The following is a 17,792-nucleotide window of genomic DNA, read 5'->3' on the forward strand; positions in this document are numbered from 1 at the left end:
TGATTTTTTTATAAATATCAACGAAGTAAATAATTTTGAATTTCCTCAGAATTTACCTACTTTTGCAACCTAAAAATTTCAATTAATGAACGTTACAGCTAAAAACCACGATGAGGTAAGTGCATTACTTACAGTGACATTGGAGAAAGCAGATTATAAGGAAAAAGTAGAAAAGCAATTAATCAACTATGCAAAAAATGCACAGGTTCCTGGATTCAGAAAAGGGAAAGTGCCATTGAGTATGGTAAGAAAACAATATGAAGCTGGTATCGCTTTCGAAGAAATCAACAAGCAGGTTTCTGAGGCTCTAAACGGTTATGTAAACGAAAACAAGCTGAGATTAGTTGGTCAGCCGGTTCCGCAGCCGGTAAATGATTTCAATCATAATGCAGAGTCTTTGTCTGTAGCTTTTGAAATTGGATATGAGCCAGAGTTCACTGTAGATTTGACCAAATATGAAGCACCTCATTACAAAGTAGAAGCTTCTGACAAAGAAATCTCTACAAGTGTAGAAAATATGCAAAAGCGTTTTGCAGAAAGAGTTCCTGAAGAAAAAATCGGTAAGGATTCTTATGTAGCTTTAGAAGTTTCTCAGGTTGTAGAAGCTGACGCAGAAGGTGAGCACCACCACGCTCCGAAAAATGTAACTATTTCTAAAGAGCAAAAAGAAGCTTACGATTTGGTTAAGAAATTGAAAAAAGACGATTCTGTAAAAGTTTCTAAAGAAGATTTAGCAGCTAAAGAAGAATTGGCAAAACAATTAGGTTTCTCTAAAGAAGAAGCAGAACACCTTCACCATAATGAAGTTGAAGTAACTGTAAAAGACATCTACGGATTGAACCTGGCAGAACTTAACCAGGAATTGTTTGACAAAGTTTACGGTAAAGATGTTATCACGACTGAAGAAGAATTGAAAGCAAGAGTGAAAACTGAGTTGGACGAGTATTTTCAACAAAATGCTGATGTTCATTTCGTAAACAAAATTTTGGAGCAAATTAACGAGAAGGAAGAAATCAAATTACCTGAGGCATTCTTAATCAAATGGTTATTGTTCTCTAACCAGAACATCACTTCTGAGGAGCAAGCAAAAGAAATCCTTGAAAACGAGAAAAATATTATCAAAGGTCAAATCCTAGAAGGAAAATTGATGAATGATAACGAAATCAATTTGGATTATGCAGAAGTTCTTGGACAAGCTGAGCAATTGGTAAGAAATCAGCTGGCAATCTACGGAATCCATCACTTAGGTGATGATGAGGTTCAAAAATATGCAGCAGAAATGTTGAAAGATGAGAACCAAGTGAGACAAATCTCTTCTGAAGTGGCTATGGCGAAGCTGAAAGACGTTATCCTTGAGAAATCTAAAAAGAAAGAAACTAAAATCTCTCACGATGAGTTTCTTGAAGTATTGAAGAAATAATTTCCTCAAAATATATTGAAAACGCTCCAGATTTCTGGAGCGTTTTTTATTTGGTATAATTCAGAAGTTCGAGGTAAGGATTTCCTTTTAAGCCGAGTAATTCCGTAAAAGCAGGTTCAGTTTTCCAGCCTTTTTCTTTTAGATTAATGATTTGCTTTCGGAATTCTTCGCCTTCCTGTTCCAGAATTTCATATTCTATTATCATATGACGATAAGCATTTTGAAGTTTCGTCGGAATGTTCTGAGCAAATAACTCTACCGGAAATTCTTCTATAGTGAAATTGCAAACCAGAGAATCAACGCCATTTATTTTGCAAAAATGAGTTTCAAAGTCCTTTTCATTCTGAAATTCATTAATGATAAAATCTTGAGCTTTAATCAAATCATCACTCTCCAAAATAATATCCAAATCGCTTTTTTCGATATTGATATTAATGGGAAAAGTGCCTGTGAGAATAGGATTGTATTCCTTTAGTTTATCAAAAATATGATGTTTTTCTAAGACAAAATGAATTCTTTTCTGGATTTCAGAACCGTTTTTAAGATAATCTAAAGTCAGAAAATTCATTATTACAAATTTTTATTTGTCAGTCTGAAGCTCTCGAAAACCTTGTAAATTAGAAATTCAAAAACAACCTTGGATTGATAGGCTGATTGTTTTTATGAACTTCATAATGAAGATGCGGGCCGGTCGAACGTCCCGTGTTTCCAGATTTTGCAATGATTTGATTGACTTTCACTCTGTCATTGGTTTCAACCAAAAGTTCGGAAAGATGACCGTATAAAGTAACAAGACCGTTGCCGTGTTCTATCATTACACAATTTCCGTAACCACCTCTTACGCCAGAAAAGATCACTTTTCCTGCCGCTGCAGCTTTTACAGGACTTCCGTAAGCAACCGCAACATCCAATCCTTTGTGAAACTGCATTTGGTCTTTTTCTGCTGGCGCATTGCTGGATGCATTTTTGTCTTCTTTTACAAGGGCTTGTCTTTTTATAACATTGCCAAGACTGTCTTTTTCTTCGGCAACATTAGAATTATTGGCAACTTCGGTAGATTTTGGAGGAATTGGATTTTTTCTGATTCCAAAGTTAGAAGAGATGTAACCATCTGCAGGAACTCCTAACGGAACTTGTTGTAACCTCTGTTCAAGATCTACCAAATATTGGCTATATCGGTTACTGACTTTAGCCAGATAAACTTCATTCTGCAGACTGTCTTTTGCCAGTTTTTCTATTCTAAGGTCAGAAACATTTTTAGATTTCAGGAATCCGTCGATACTTCGGATGCTTTGGTCAACGAGAGCTAAGTCGGTTTTCAGCTGAAGATGGTCAATGCTGTCTTTCTCGTTATTAATTTTGACGATGTTTACCTGATAGACTTTATCATCTTTGTCATTGTAAAATTTCCCGATGACTAAGCCTTCTATAAAACAAATCATCAGCAACATTATAAGAACAATATTTTTTTTCTTTTTCGATTTTAGAAATTGGACCATTAATTGATTTTTAAAATGGACTGCAAAAGTAAGAAAATTTTATTTTTTCTAATGTTAATCAACGTTGACGCTAGATTTATCATTAATAAAAGTTAATAACTCTTAAATAATTGTTAAAGAGAAAATGGATTGATGTAAATTCATAAATAAGCTTAGATTTGTAGCAATGAAAAAGACGATAAAGAATGGCTAAGAAATTGACTAAATCATCTAAAAATGTACGAGTTGGCGTTTTGGGAAGCGGGAGTTTTGCAACAGCAATTGTGAAAATGCTTCTTGAGAATTGTAAAACTGTTAATTGGTGCGTTCGCAATGAGTTTGTTAAAGGCGCAATAGAACAGCGTGGACACAATCCGACTTATTTGACGACGGTTTCTTTCAACCTGAAAAAACTTCAAATTACAACAGATATTAATGAGTTGGTTTCTAATTCTGATGTGATTATTTTGGCAGTTCCATCCATTTATCTAGCAGAAGCTATGGAAAAACTGACTTGCGAGTATCAGGACAAATTATTCTGTTCGGCCATCAAAGGAATTGTTCCAAAACATAATGACATCGTTGCGCATTATTTGAAAGATGAATTCAAAATCGGGTTCAAAAATCAGGCTGTTATTGCTGGTCCGTGTCACGCAGAAGAGGTAGCAATGGAGCGTTTGTCTTATTTGACGGTTGCTGTGGCGCAGAAAGAAGATTCTGAAGTTTTGCAGGAGATTTTGTCTTCCTGTTATATCAAAGTTAATACAAGTTGTGATATTCTCGGAAACGAGTATTCTGCAATTCTAAAAAATATCTATGCAATTGGTGCTGGGATTGCAAGCGGATTAGGTTATGGAGATAACTTCATTGCGGTATATGTTTCCAATGCAATTCGTGAGATGGAAACCTTCCTGGAAGCGATTTATCCTGAACCAAGAGATGTGAATGATAGTGCTTATCTTGGAGATTTGATTGTGACGGCTTATTCATTATTTTCTAGAAACAGAAACTTAGGAAATCTCATTGGAAAAGGTTATACGGTAAAATCTGCGATTCAGTCGATGAGTATGGTGGCGGAAGGTTATTATGCTACAAAAGGAATTTACGCTATTTGTCAGGAAAAGAAACTGAAATTGCCGATTATCAATGCAGTTTACGATATTCTTTATGAAGGTAAAAATGCTGAGAAACAATTTGCAAAACTGACAGATAAATTAACGTAACCGATTGTTAATTAACAAAACATTACAATTTTCTATGATTTGATTGGAATAGAATTTGCGAAATTAGATTCGTTGAAAAATAAACACAAAAACAAAAATGAAATATTCAAAATTTAAATTGGCTCAGGAAGCGATTAAACACAAAGGATTTCTACAAAAGATTCCTTCGGTTTTCAGGATGATAAAAATGTATTACAAAGGCGAATACAAAATGAAGTTTACAGATATCCTTTTGCCGGCTTTGGCTTTAATCTATGTCATCTCTCCAATAGATATTATTCCGGATTTTGTTCCTGTAATAGGAGCTTTGGACGATTTGGCCATCTTAGCTTTAGCAATTCCGTTATTGATGAAAGAAGTGGATAAATTTTTACTTTGGGAAAGTCAGAAGAATAATCCTAATACAAAAATCATTGACGCAGAAATTGTAGAGTAATAAATCAAATTAGAAATAAAAAATCCCGATTCATTGTGAGTCGGGATTTTATTTTTTAGACATTCCTATAATTTTCTTAAATTCGTTTCAAATCAAAAACTTAAACCATTATGAGAAGAAAACTTTTAATTATTTTCGGAATTATTTTTATTGTCCTGTTTGTTATTTACAATGTTGGAGTAGATATTGGAAGTGTTCATTTGGGAAAGCAAGCCGATAATATTGAGAAAAATAATAAATACGATATTCAATCCAGTCTATTTTATAAGGACTATTTAAAATCAGATAAGCTCGTTGTTGTTAATCTTTGGGCGACCTGGTGCCAGCCTTGTATCCAAGAAATGCCAATGTTTTTAAAACTTCGCAAAGAATATCCGGATGTAGCATTTGTGACACTGTCTATAGATAAAGATAGCGATAAGCTGAAAAATTATCTTGAAAAAAACAAAGAGATGCCAGATATTACATTCGAAAACTCTGACTACAGAAAGGCAATTAGGAATTTTTTGGAAAAAAGGGATTTGAAAAGTTTGTATTATATTGATATTGTTCCAGTTACTTATTTTATTAAAAACGGAAAAGTTCTAAAGAAAATTGAAGGCTCATCCGAACGAGAAGAATTAATTACAAATATAAATACTCTTAAGTAAACAAAGAAATAAAAAACCGAATCAAAACTGAGTCGGTTTTTTTTATTTTTTAAACGCTGATAACTTCCTGTATCTCCGGCGCAAATTGCTTGATGGTGTTTTCCACACCCAGTTTCATCGTAGAACTGCTAATGCCGCAGCTAGAACAGTTTCCTAGTAATTTCACATAAACTTTGTCTTCCTGCACATCTACTAGCTCAATATCGCCGCCATCTTTTTGCAAAAACGGACGGATGCTGTCCAAAGCGTCCATCACTTTGGTTACCAGTTCTTCTTGAATTTGATTAATATTATTCATTTTATTATTTTTTCTTAGGCGAGCAACCAGCCATTGTTGTGATTTTCACAGCTTCGGTTGGTGGCAAATTGGTGTTTCTTTCAACAAGACTCTCAACCATATTCTGAGCAGTTTTGGTGTAGATGTCAGAGATTTTAGAATTTTCCTGCAAAGCAGCAGGTCTTCCAACATCACCCGCTTCTCTGATACTTTGAATCAAAGGAATTTCTCCCAAAACCGGAATTCCCAAATCCTCTGCCATAAATTGAGCACCTTGTTTTCCAAAGATATAATATTTATTTTCAGGTAGCTCTTCCGGTGTGAAATAAGCCATATTCTCTATCAATCCCAAAACCGGAATGTTGATGCTTTCCATATTGAACATTGCAATTCCTTTTCTTACATCGGCTAATGCAACGTGCTGAGGCGTACTCACAATCACAGCGCCTGTTACCGGAACTTCCTGAATAATAGAAAGGTGAATATCGCCAGTTCCTGGGGGAAGGTCAATCAAAAGGAAATCTAATTCGCCCCAATCTGCATCACGAATCATCTGGTTCAATGCTTTGGAAGCCATTGGTCCTCTCCAAACTACAGCTTGGTTAGCGCCTGAAAAATATCCGATCGACAACATTTTTACGCCATAATTCTCGATTGGTTTCATCAGGTTTCTACCATTCACTTCTACAGAAATTGGTTTTTGGCCTTCTGTATCAAGCATTGTAGGAACAGATGGTCCATAGATATCCGCATCCAATAATCCAACTTTGAAACCCATTTTAGCCAACGTTACCGCAAGATTTGCCGAGACAGTAGATTTTCCAACACCACCTTTTCCGGAAGCAATTGCAATGATATTCTGAATCCCAGGAATTTGTTTTCCTTTGATTTCGTTGGTTGCAGGCGCTGCAGGCAATTCAGGAGAAGTGATTTTCAATTTCAAGTTGATATGTTCCCCAAATTCCGACGCAAAAGCTTGTTTCATAGCGACTTCCAGCTTCTTTTTCTCGTGCATTGCCGGTGAATGCGCAGTCATATCAATATACACATCATCGCCCATCACCTGGAAATTACTTACTAGGTCATCCACTTCTATCTCTTTCAGAAAATCCTGAACTTTTGATTTCGTCAGCATAAAATTTTATTATTCTTTGAATCAACAAATTTACGGATTTTAAAATTAATTTAGAATTAATTGAATTTATGATTTTGTCTATCTGAATGATTTTTAACAGGGTTTTTGAGTAGTAGGGTTTGAGCATTTTAGTGTTCAAAAAATTAATGATAAGGTAAAAACTCCCATACTCTCAAACATTACAACTCATTTTGAAGCCGGGAACCTGCTGTCCACTATATCTTTTTTGTCATTGCGAACGAAGTGAAGCAATATTTAGAAACTTTCTCCGCAATGACAAAAAAGGATGCCGTTCCCATCAGGGCTATGGATTTAGTCCACCGATTTTAACTTCGTCTACAAAACACAATTTTGTCATTCTGAAAGAAACCCAACGAAGTGGTTCGACGAAGTCAATCTCAGCCTATTATGGAGTTTGAATTTATAAAGTCTTCGAGAGCCTCAGACTGACATTCGTGAAAGAAGAACTATTAATATCAAAATGTCAAACTGAGCGGAGTCGAATTGTTTTCAAAAAATAATTATTAATCAACTCTCAAGGTCAGATTATTATCATTCGGATTCCCATTCGTGTTGAGTGCGCTGTAAGGCGTCGTAAACCAACCATTTTTGTTCATTACAAATCTGAATTCATAAGTCTTTCCTTTCTCGAATTGAGATTTAGGCAAAACCAATTCAAAAGTATTCTTGTCTATGGCAATCATTTGATACATTGTATTAGCAGGATTCCAATCGTTGAATGAACCAGCAACAGCCATTTTCGTTATCGCTTCAGCATTTAAATTTTTAGGAACATTGTAATTGAAAATTACTTTATCATTTTCAATTCTATAACCATAAATTTCCTTTTTAATATTAGGTTTATTAATAATTTCAGAAGCAACTGATTCTTCCCTTGACCAATACGGATTTGCTAATTGTTTATCAATCAATCCTGCAATATGATTGACTATAAAATAAAGTGGGGGAAAAGAATTGTATTTGTAGCCGTTCGACATAAAAATGATAGACAAATCATTCTCAGGAAAAATACTGTAAGCATTGATGTTTCCGCCGGAAAAACCATAAGACGTTACATTTCCAGTTTTGGTAATTTCCCAACCGTGCGCAAAAATATCTTGTTTATTGGTATAATCAAAAGGTTTCCACATCAACTTTTTTGTTTGGTCTGTGAGGAATTTGTTGGTGTCAAGATTAATGCTCCATTGCAAAAAATCTGGAAGCGAAATTGCTAGTCCATTGGCTGGATGCGCCCTCAAACCACCAACGTGTGTAGATTTTTTAAACTGTTTCAGAGAATCATTATATCTGTAAAGTTGGATTCGATTAGGGATTTCTTCAAGAGAATTGGAATTGATTATGATTTTGTTCTTTGCATCAGAAAACTGATTTTTCAGAACAAAATCTTCAAATTTTTGTCCACTTATCCTTTCAATAATCATTGCTAACATCATATAATTAGTCTGATTATAACTATACTGATTTCCCGTCTCAAACTCCATTTTTTCTTTGGAAAGTCGTTCAAAAACTTCAGAGTTGGAAATGTTTGTAGGCAAATTATGACGCTCAAAATCCGGAATGCCAGATGAATGCGACAATAGGTTTTTTATTTTCACACCTTGCCACTCTTTTGGAAGATTATCAAGATATTTTGAAATGTTATCCTCCAAAGACAATTGACCTTTCTCAATCAATTGGAAAACGGCAACATTGGTAATTAGTTTCGTCGTAGAATAAACTCTGAAAAGAGAATTAGAATTCACTTTTTTATCAGATTCTAAGTTTTCTCTGCCGTAATATTTTTGAAAAATAATTTTATCATTTTTGACAACACCAACCGCCATACCAGGAATTTCAAAAGTTTTCATCACTTCGGTTAGGTAATTGTCGATGGCTTTTGTCTGTTGTGTTTTTTGACAAAATCCTAAAAATGAAAAATTTAAAAAGAATAAGATTAAGAAGGCTTGTTTCATTAGTTATAGGTTTACGACATAAGGACAACTATGAGCTTTGATTTATTACATCATTAAAAAGAAATTTTGTCATTCTGAAAGAATCTCAGCAGTTTAGATTCCTCCGGAATGACAAAATTGTATTATATATAATGTAAAATAAATATCTAACTCTCCAACTGTCCTTCCCATTTACTCACAGCAGAAGTAGCCAAAGCATTCCCAAGAACATTCGTCATACTTCTTCCCATATCGCAGAAATGGTCGATTGGTAAAATCAAAGCAATACCTTCAACTGGAATATCAAACATTCCGCAAGCTGCAACAATGATGACAAGACTCGCTCTTGGAACGCCGGCAATACCTTTACTCGTTAACATCAAGACCAAAAGCATTATGATTTGTTGCCCGAGAGGCATATCAATACCGTAAATCTGAGCAATGAAAATCGAGGCAAACGTCATATACATCATACTCCCGTCCAGATTGAAAGAATATCCTAATGGCAAAATAAAAGAAACAATCCTGTTGTTGCATCCGAATCTCTCCAATTCTTCTACCAACTTAGGGAAAACCGCTTCAGAACTGGTTGTGGAAAATGCAATCAACAAAGGTTCTTTTATTCTTCTCAACAAATCGAAAAGACGGTTGCCAAGAATCATATATCCAACTAACAAAAGTACAACCCACAGAATACCAAGCGCAAAAAAGAAATCGCGAAGATAAATTGCATAAACTTTGAAAATTGTAAATCCATTGGTTGCAACCACCGCAGATATCGCTCCGAAAACGCCCAAAGGTGCCACCCACATTATGTAGCCTACCATTTTTAAAATAGCGTGAGCGATAATATCCAATCCTTTGATAACTGGTTTTGTGTATTCTTCGCCCATTGCGGATAAAGCAATCCCAAACATTACGGAGAATATCACAATTTGCAATACTTCATTGGTAGCAAATGCTTCGAATAAGCTTTTTGGAATGATGTGTTTTACGAAATCTTCCATTGTAAAACCTTTACTGTTATTTACGATTTCGGAAGCGGAAGAAGCGTCCTGGATTGGTAATTTGGTCACGTGACCTGGTTCCAGCCAATTCACTAAAACCAAACCAATTAACAAAGAAACCAAAGAAGCAGATATGAACCAAAGCATTGCTTTTGTTCCCACACGACCAACCATTTTGATGTCGCCCATTTTTGCAATCCCAACCACCAAAGTCGAGAAAACCAAAGGCGCAATAATCATCTGAATCAATCGGATAAAAACTGTTCCCAGCAATTTGATGTTTTGCGCGAATTCTTCCTTAGAATCCGGATAAGTTGTGTGGACAATTCCTCCTAAAACAACCCCCAAAATCAATGCGAAAATAATCGCAAAAAACAGTTTATTCTGACCTTTCATAACTTTTAAATATTTTGAACACAAAGTCCACGGAGATTTACTTCTATCACAATGTTTTTAAGGCTCACAAAGGCGTAAACTTAATTCTTATCTAAGCGAAGTGCCTTCGTGAACTCTTTAGCATTATTCTGTAAAATTCTTTGTGGTCTTGTGTTCCAATTACATTAAACAATTTTTTCAATATAAATTGAAACTGAACAAAACTAATATTTTTGAGAGAATAACCACTAATATTTTAAATTAATATTAAGACAATCAATCAAAAACACACGATTCTCATCAATAAAAATAAAATAGCATTCACGCACAGTTAAGATTAGAATTCGTTCTTTGTATAAATCTGATTGTGAATGAAATCAAATTCAAGGACGATATGAAAAGGGATGTGGAAATCGTCATTATTTCTGATGTACATCTTGGAACTTACGGTTGCAAGGCGAAAGAGCTATTGAGATACCTAAACTCTATCCGTCCCAAAACTTTGATTTTGAATGGTGATATCATCGACATCTGGCAGTTCAAGAAATCTTATTTTCCGAAGTCTCATTTGAAAGTGGTTAAAAAGTTAATATCGTTTGCAACCAAAGAATCCGAGGTTTTTTACATCACTGGAAATCACGATGAAGCGTTTAGGAATTTCACAGATTTCGAATTAGGAAAACTGAAGCTTTGTAACAAACACGTTCTGAAACTGGGCGATAAAAAAGCCTGGATTTTTCACGGTGATGTTTTTGATGCATCGGTTCAACATTCCAAATGGATTGCAAAATTAGGAGGAAAAGGTTACGACTTGCTGATTGCTATTAACAATCTCGTGAATTGGTTTCTTGAGAAAATTGGCAGAGAGAAATATTCATTCTCCAAAAAAATCAAGAATAATGTCAAAAAAGCTGTGAAGTATATCGCTGATTTTGAGTTGACAGCTTCCGAACTGGCGATTGAAAATGATTTTGATTATGTGATTTGCGGACATATTCATCAGCCTCAAATCCGGGAAGTAGTTGGTAAAAAAGGAAAATGTATGTATCTGAATTCAGGTGACTGGGTGGAAAATCTTTCGGCTTTGGAATATCATAATGGCGACTGGAAACTTTTCGTTTACGAGGAGGAAAAACATACTCTTATGGATGAAGAACCAGAGGAAATGAAAGAAATAGACAGTGCAGAGCTGATGAAAATCGTGACGCAGATTGTTTAATTTTTTACAATCGCAAAGGTGGAAAATGAAATAAACTAACTTTTAAATCGCAAATTTCCTAGTCGTAGTTTGCGACTTATAGTATAAAAATTTTAAAAAATAATTGCGTCTTTGCGATTAAAATAAAAACACAAATATTTAATTTTTTAAATCCTTATGAAAATATTATACGCCTTTCAAGGAACAGGAAACGGACATCTTGCCAGAGCTCAGGAAATCATTCCGATTTTGAAGAAACATGCATTGGTAGATACTTTAATCAGTGGACATCAGACCCAACTGAAGTCCGATTTTGATATCGATTACCGGTTCAAAGGCGTGTCCTTGCTTTATAATAAAACTGGAGGTTTGTCTTACAAGAAAACTTTGCTTGAGAATAATTTCTGCAAAGCTGCGAAAGTAATTAAAGACTTGGATTTAAGTGCGTATGATTTAATAATCAATGATTTTGAACCTTTGACAGGTTGGGCGGCGAAACTAAGAAATCTTCCTATTATAGAATTGAGCCATCAGGCTTCTTTAACATTCAAGGAAACACCGAAGCCAGAGAAAAAAGATTGGTTTGGAGATTTTATCCTGAAACATTATGTGCCTTGCGAAAAGAAAATTGGATTCCATTTTGAAAATTATAACTCCCATATCAAAAAGCCGGTTATCCGACAAAAAATCAGAAAGCTGAATCCTGAAAACAAAGGCCATTATTTGGTTTATCTACCAAGTTTTTCTGATGAAGTCATCACAAACTTCCTGACGAGAATCGATGTTCAGTGGAAAGTTTTTTCTAAATATGCTAAACAACATCAAAAATTCAATAATGTGGAGATTTTCCCAATTGATGAAACAAAATATCTGGAATTGTTTGAAACTTGTGAAGGCATACTTTGTAATGCAGGCTTTGAAACACCTGCCGAAGCCTTGTTTATGCACAAGAAATTATTCGTTATCCCAATAGAAAATCAATATGAGCAAGAATGTAATGCTTTTGCGCTGGACAGATTAGGTGTTGCGAATTCGGATAAATTGGACCCAATCAAAATCCGTGAATGGATTAATTCTGACCAATTGATCGAGGTGGATTATCCGGATAATATCGAAAGTATTATTACGAAAGAGGTTTTGTATTGATTAAGCCACATAGTCACATAGATTTTTTTTGTAAATAACCAGAGTTAGGGTTAATAAAACTATGCAATATCAATAAGAATGGGCTTTAGCCCATTTTTAATATAAAAAGAAAGTCAGGCTTTAGCCAAAACATAATTTAAGTTTTGGCTAAAGCCTTTTTTTAATTACAATTTTATACATCGGGCTGAAGCCCGACGCTATTAAGAACAAGTTCATAATGATATTCAATAAATTAAAGTAAGTTGTTAAAGCTAACTCTGGTTATTTACAAAAATAAAATCAGCTTTTCTTGCCTCCGAACTTGTTTAGATTCATCATTAGCGAGAGCATAAAATAACGTTTCAGGACAAGTTCTTCTCTGTCTTCGATGTAATTGTCACGGATGTTTCTTATGGCATTTTGACGTTGATTCAGAACATCATTGATGTTGAATCGCAGTGTCATTTGTTTTTTGTAGAATTTGTAATTCACACTGGCATTCCAGAAATAGGAAGTTCTGTTGAAGCCTGCCGAAATGTTATTATTCTTGGTCACATTGATATCGTTACTGAAATAAAGATTGGATTTCAAAAAATAATTCACCATTCCGATAGTGTAATTCTGTTGAGCCGCTCGCGTTTTATCAACCCGATAATTGGTGTAGTTGGAGAAATTATAATTGAGATTGGCAGAGCCTGTCAGATCCAGAATATCTCTCAGGTTGAGCCTCACAATCATCTTCGGCGCAATATTGTAAATCGTGTTGGTGTATTGGACACCATCCACAAAACCTTTTCTGTGGGTGTAGCTTGTCAGAAATGATGGCGAAATTCGGAATTCATTTTTATCCCATTTGTAGGTTTTTGAAAAACGGCTATCCCAACTCAGCGTCTTGTTTCCGCTAATGTTGGCAAAAGTCCTGAACTGCCTTCCCGTATCGTCATAGTAAGAAAAATCGGAAACGTTATTCTCTGTATAACTGAATTTCAATGAAGTTGAGTAAGTAATATGTTTCGGAAGATTCTTATTCACAAAATAAATGGAGCTCGTATTTCTCCAGGTGCTTTTCAAATCAGGATTTCCCTGTGTGGTAAGCAACGGATTGGAAAGGTCTATATAAGGATTGAGCGCCGTCATCTGAGGTGCTGTAAAATCGCTTTGGTTGGATAGTTCCAAGGATTTGCTACTGGAAAATTTGTAAACAAATCTTGTGTTATAATTCGGGAAAATGAAGTTTTTTCTGAAATCGATATTGTCATTGTTGAAGAAAGAATGAAAATCGTTGTTGTTGATTTCCAGATTAGCATTGAAGAAAAACCGGAATTTGGTTTTGTTCAAATCATAACCCATCACAGCATAAAGTGAATTGATGTCTTGATTAATTGTATTAGACAACAAAGAATTGAATGTAGAAAATTCTCCCGTCACCGTATCAAAATCGTGAACCTTTCTATCATTTTTGAGTGACAGAGATTTGTAAGTAATTTCTGTGGAAACGATGGCCGAGTCGGAAACTGGTTCATCGTATCTTGCATTGAAGCTAAAATCTGTGTTTTGATTTTTAGAAACTGAGCGCTGATTTCGGTAATCATTTTCTTCGGGAGACTGATGAAAAATGGTCGTTGTCAGATTATAATCGGTGCCGCTGTTATCCATCACATTGCTGCTGACTGACGCAGAAAAAGTTCGTCTTTCTTTCTGAAATTTTCTTGTAATTCCTAATGATTGCGAAAAACCATTATTGACAGATTTTTGTTTGACATAACCCGAGCTTGAATTGAGCAGAACATCATCCCGTAAGGTTACAGACTGATTGTCGGAAGTGCTTTCGGTGGTGTTGTTATTAAAATTGGAATTGAAAATAATGTTTGTGAACTTATCCAATTTCAAAATCGAATTAGCGCTGAATCCCAATCTTCGCAAATCCCTGTCGCCAGTACGTTCTGTGTTTCTGTCTAATTTGTAGTCGGGCAGAAAGGTGGTTCGGGCAGATTTGGAGAAAGTTTCGGAATTTCTTTCATAATAATTGGCATTCAGTCTGTCCAAATCGAAGTTATCAAACTTGTTAGAGTAGGTTGCATTCACAATTGTTGTACTGAAAATTCCGGCTCCGGAACCTGTTTTTCCGGATAATCCTGCATTGATATTATTGGAACCTGCTGCTAATGAAAGGCGGGAATCCTGATTTATTTTTGTAAAGAAAATAGCACCGTCATAACGCTCATCCGAACCATAGCCCAATCTGATGTTGCTTGTAACCCCAACTTTATTTTTAGGATTCATTTCAAAATTCACTGTGAGGCTGTCTGTGATTGGTGCTCTTCCTGTGAACTCTTCTTCCTTGGTTTTGGAAGTGGTAACCTGAATTTTTTTGATGATGTTGGCAGGAATCGTTTCCAACTCTATTTTTCCATTTTTATCAAACAATGGTTTCCCGTTGATATGGATTTTGCTCACAGATTTTCCGTTAACCGTAATTTTTCCATCCGCATCGATTTCGGCTCCAGGAATTTCTTTCACCAAGTCGTCAATTTTGGAATCAGGTTTTACTTTCAGAGAAGAAGCGTTGTACTCAACTGTATCTTTTTTAATTTTAATAGGTGAAACCGTGACTTTGACTTCTTCTATATTCGTTACAAGTTCTTTGCTGAGTTTGATTGTTCCGAGGTTTTCATTTTGATGGATAGATTCAAATTTTCGAGAGAACGCTTTGAATTTGTCTTCGGAAATCTGTAGAAATGAGGCTTCGTTTTGTGGAGGAATCTTGATGCTGAAGTTTCCGCTTTTACTTGTTCCAATGTAATTGATAATCGCCGAATCCTTTTGTTTCATCAAAGAAATAGTGATGTTTTCCAACGGATTATTATTTTCGTCCGTCACTTTTCCGGTTAGGCTGTAAGTCTGAGCATTCAGTTTTAGAAAAGCGAGAATGAAAATAAGCCAGAATTTTTTCATCAAATGTTATAGTTTTCGGCACCAAAAATAGAAAAAACCCCTGAAACAATCAGAGGTTTTAATTTTTATTAAGTTTTGAAATTAAGCTTTCAAATATCTTGCGTAAGCATAACCTTCTTCGCCATCAGCAGTTTTGATTTTCCACCAATCGTCAGAAGATTGCTCAACCAAAGTTACTGTTTCACCTTTAGCCGCTTTTCCTACAACTGCAGCTTCCGTAGAAGGTTCCTGTCTGATATTAAGATTAGACTCATCAGTTGCAACAGTTAAAGAAGCGCCAGCTGCCAATCCGGAAACCTGAACATCGATATTAATATCGGTTGCTGTATAAGAAGAATCAATAGCGCCCAAAGCATTCCAAACTGAATCTTTTGCTGCGCTGCTAGACGCTTTTCCTGTGATATATAAAACACCGTCCTGTTCCTGAACAGAAAGATCCGAAAGCCCTGCAGACTGTGCTGCAGAAACTACACTTGCATATTTGTCTTGTAAACTCATTTGTGATTATTTTACAGTGATTTTGTTATCGTATTTACCAATTTTAAGCGCATCTACAGATTCTTTTACTTTTCTTGCATTAGCAGCAGTTGTAGTTCCTGTCAATGTTAATGTCCCTGCAACATCTTCCGCTTTTACGCCTGGGATGTCTTTCAGCGCGTCATTTACTTTTTGAAGAACTGCTGCATCCACCATATTCACTTCCACAGGCGCGGCTACTGGAGCTACGGTTGCCATATCGTGAACATCTTTGATACCCTGAACTTTTTTAAGAGCGTCGATAGCGGCTTGTTTATCTGCTTCGGTTGCAAAAACACCGCTTAGGTGAGCTTGTCCTTCTTTTACTTCAACAGAAGTTCCTGGATAAGCCGTGATTGCTGTGGTTGCCTGGGAAGTCAGTTCCGCATCAGAAACTTTCTTTTTGCAGGAAACGGCTGTCATTGATACCATCAATACAAGAGCCGCAATTTTAAATGTTTTTTTCATAGGATAAAAATTAATTTATTTAGGTTGTGTTTTATAACTATTAAAATTGATGCCAAACAAAGCGGGCACAATCGCATTTTAATTTCAACTTTCGTCTTTAGTAAAATTAAAAACTTTTTTGATGCGACAATGGTTATTAAAAATATTTAACAGAATTTTATAAGTCGGTTAAAAAGATGAAATTCAATTTAGCTGATTCTTAGAAATTCCTTCGCTAACTCAATCATTTTCGGATCACCGGTATATTTTCCTTTTTCATCAGAGAGTTTTACTGTTGGGATCCACTCGTTATTGATGCCTTTTACGCTGATGAGCTTCATTACTATATTCATTGGTTTAAGTCCGACATCATTGGTAAGATTGGTCCCGATCCCAAAAGAAATCCCGATTTTTCCTCTGCAGTAATTGGTGATTTCCTCCACCTTTTCGAGGTTAAGACCATCAGAAAAAATAATGTATTTGAATAATGGGTTGATGCCGTTCTTCAGATAATGTGCAATGGTTTTATCAGCGAATTCAAAAGGATCGCCGCTGTCGTGACGAACGCCGTCAAACAGCTTCGCAAATTTCTTATCAAACTGCTGGAAGAAAACATCCGTTGTATAGGTGTCGGACAGTGCTACGCCTAAATCACCACGGTAAACATTGACCCAGTTTTCTAACGCAATGGAATTGGCCATCTTGAAGCCAAATTCAGCTGCGTGAAACATAAACCACTCGTGTGCGTGTGTGCCGATTGGTTTTACATTGTAAAGCATCGCCAAATGGACATTCGAAGTTCCTGTAAAAGTCGATTTTTTATCCTGAATCAAAGCATCCATTACCAATCTATGAACTTTGTAAGAATGTCTTCTTCTTGTTCCGAATTCTGCAAAAGGAACTCCGAGTTCTGTCAAATGAACGGCTTTTTCAACGGTTTTGGAAATGACTTCTTCGTTAGTTTGTCTTTCCAGATGATTCATTTCGTAATGAAGTTCGCTGATGAGCGCAAGAAGCGGCACTTCCCAAAGAATGGTTCTGTACCAGAGACCTTCCACCGAAACTTTCAGCTCGTTGCCGTTTTGTTCAATCTTTACTTCCGTAGGATCGTAATGAAAACCTTCCAAAAAATCGAGGTAGGGCAGAGCCAGATATGGGCAAGTGATTTTCAGATATTTTTTTTCATCTTTGGTGAGCTTCAACTCCGCCATTGCGTTGACAGACTTTCTGAGTTCTTCTGCAAAACCTTCCGGAAACTGATGCTTTCCACGGTTGATGAATTCGTATTTTACAATCTCGTTCGTGAACAATTTCACGACTGCATTTTGCATTGTAATCTTGTAGAAATCGTTATCCAGAATAGAGTTCAGTCGTATCTCGCGCATAAAAATATCATTTAAACAAATCTAAGGAATTGATGTTGATTACAAGCCACAAAAGTCACAAAAACGCATAGGTTTTTTATATTCCAAAAGTTAAATAGAAATAGCGAATTTTGACGTATTCTTTTTTTAATCCTTTATTTAGATTTTTCTTTTGTGCCTTTTGTGATTTGATTATTTATAAAAATAACAATCCTTACTTTTGTCAAAATTTTT

Annotated in this window: 16 protein-coding genes; 6 read left to right on the forward strand and 10 right to left on the reverse strand. The window is 35.6% G+C overall.

Annotated elements, in window-relative coordinates; genetic code table 11:
* Positions 1–85: 85 nt before the first annotated feature.
* The gene (locus BXY58_RS10575) at positions 86–1,420 is read left to right on the forward strand and encodes a trigger factor (protein ID WP_120213834.1); all 1,335 of its coding nucleotides are present in this window, start codon (positions 86–88) and stop codon (positions 1,418–1,420) included.
* 46 nt (positions 1,421–1,466) lie between these two features.
* Here BXY58_RS10575 and BXY58_RS10580 read toward each other — a convergent pair whose 3' ends face one another.
* Together BXY58_RS10580 and BXY58_RS10585 are read right to left on the reverse strand one after the other, a co-directional pair.
* Positions 1,467–1,988 (reverse strand): DUF4269 domain-containing protein, encoded by a 522-nt coding sequence (locus BXY58_RS10580; protein ID WP_120213835.1) that lies wholly within the window; start codon positions 1,986–1,988, stop codon positions 1,467–1,469.
* 49 nt (positions 1,989–2,037) lie between these two features.
* A complete protein-coding gene (locus tag BXY58_RS10585; RefSeq protein WP_120213836.1) occupies positions 2,038–2,919 on the reverse strand; it encodes a M23 family metallopeptidase in 882 nt (293 codons plus the stop codon).
* 185 nt (positions 2,920–3,104) lie between these two features.
* On the opposite strand from BXY58_RS10585, the gene BXY58_RS10590 reads away from it, so the two are divergent.
* The 3 genes from BXY58_RS10590 (at position 3,105) to BXY58_RS10600 (ending at position 5,207) form a co-directional block, all read left to right on the forward strand.
* On the forward strand, positions 3,105–4,121 hold the full coding sequence (locus BXY58_RS10590; protein WP_120213837.1) for an NAD(P)H-dependent glycerol-3-phosphate dehydrogenase: 1,017 nt from the start codon (positions 3,105–3,107) through the stop codon (positions 4,119–4,121).
* A 97-nt stretch (positions 4,122–4,218) separates the two neighbouring features.
* Positions 4,219–4,557, forward strand: a complete 339-nt coding sequence (locus BXY58_RS10595) for a YkvA family protein (protein WP_120213838.1) — start codon at positions 4,219–4,221, stop codon at positions 4,555–4,557.
* Between the two features lie 110 nt (positions 4,558–4,667).
* On the forward strand, positions 4,668–5,207 hold the full coding sequence (locus BXY58_RS10600) for a TlpA family protein disulfide reductase (protein ID WP_120213839.1): 540 nt from the start codon (positions 4,668–4,670) through the stop codon (positions 5,205–5,207).
* A gap of 49 nt (positions 5,208–5,256) precedes the next feature.
* Here BXY58_RS10600 and BXY58_RS10605 read toward each other — a convergent pair whose 3' ends face one another.
* The 4 genes from BXY58_RS10605 to BXY58_RS10620 all read right to left on the reverse strand — a co-directional run bounded on the left by BXY58_RS10605 (position 5,257) and on the right by BXY58_RS10620 (position 9,974).
* On the reverse strand, positions 5,257–5,505 hold the full coding sequence (locus tag BXY58_RS10605; protein ID WP_120213840.1) for a NifU family protein: 249 nt from the start codon (positions 5,503–5,505) through the stop codon (positions 5,257–5,259).
* Positions 5,506–5,509: 4 nt separating this feature from the next.
* Positions 5,510–6,619 carry an Mrp/NBP35 family ATP-binding protein gene (locus tag BXY58_RS10610; RefSeq protein WP_120213841.1) on the reverse strand — a complete coding sequence of 370 codons (1,110 nt, stop codon included), beginning with the start codon at positions 6,617–6,619 and terminating at the stop codon, positions 5,510–5,512.
* Between the two features lie 524 nt (positions 6,620–7,143).
* On the reverse strand, positions 7,144–8,592 hold the full coding sequence (locus BXY58_RS10615; protein ID WP_120213842.1) for a serine hydrolase: 1,449 nt from the start codon (positions 8,590–8,592) through the stop codon (positions 7,144–7,146).
* 146 nt (positions 8,593–8,738) lie between these two features.
* A complete protein-coding gene (locus tag BXY58_RS10620) occupies positions 8,739–9,974 on the reverse strand; it encodes a dicarboxylate/amino acid:cation symporter (protein ID WP_120213843.1) in 1,236 nt (411 codons plus the stop codon).
* A 373-nt stretch (positions 9,975–10,347) separates the two neighbouring features.
* On the opposite strand from BXY58_RS10620, the gene BXY58_RS10625 reads away from it, so the two are divergent.
* Together BXY58_RS10625 and BXY58_RS10630 are read left to right on the forward strand one after the other, a co-directional pair.
* A complete protein-coding gene (locus BXY58_RS10625; RefSeq protein WP_120214000.1) occupies positions 10,348–11,172 on the forward strand; it encodes a UDP-2,3-diacylglucosamine diphosphatase in 825 nt (274 codons plus the stop codon).
* A 156-nt stretch (positions 11,173–11,328) separates the two neighbouring features.
* On the forward strand, positions 11,329–12,297 hold the full coding sequence (locus BXY58_RS10630) for a glycosyltransferase family protein (RefSeq protein WP_120213844.1): 969 nt from the start codon (positions 11,329–11,331) through the stop codon (positions 12,295–12,297).
* Positions 12,298–12,576: 279 nt separating this feature from the next.
* On the opposite strand, the gene BXY58_RS10635 is transcribed toward BXY58_RS10630, so the two are convergent.
* The 4 genes from BXY58_RS10635 to pncB form a co-directional block, all read right to left on the reverse strand.
* Positions 12,577–15,231: an outer membrane beta-barrel protein gene (locus tag BXY58_RS10635; protein WP_120213845.1), complete on the reverse strand. Its 2,655-nt coding sequence runs from the start codon at positions 15,229–15,231 to the stop codon at positions 12,577–12,579.
* Between the two features lie 81 nt (positions 15,232–15,312).
* Positions 15,313–15,729, reverse strand: a complete 417-nt coding sequence (locus BXY58_RS10640) for an SH3 domain-containing protein (RefSeq protein ID WP_120213846.1) — start codon at positions 15,727–15,729, stop codon at positions 15,313–15,315.
* Positions 15,730–15,735: 6 nt separating this feature from the next.
* Entirely contained in the window at positions 15,736–16,215 is a 480-nt protein-coding gene (locus BXY58_RS10645) for a BON domain-containing protein (RefSeq protein WP_120213847.1), read from the reverse strand.
* A 188-nt stretch (positions 16,216–16,403) separates the two neighbouring features.
* Complete coding sequence (gene pncB / locus BXY58_RS10650) at positions 16,404–17,579, reverse strand: nicotinate phosphoribosyltransferase (protein WP_120213848.1); 1,176 nt, start codon at positions 17,577–17,579, stop codon at positions 16,404–16,406.
* Between the last annotated feature and the right edge of the window lie 213 nt (positions 17,580–17,792).

The sequence above is a fragment of the Epilithonimonas arachidiradicis genome, from assembly GCF_003610695.1.
In the GTDB taxonomy this organism is placed as follows: domain Bacteria; phylum Bacteroidota; class Bacteroidia; order Flavobacteriales; family Weeksellaceae; genus Epilithonimonas; species Epilithonimonas arachidiradicis.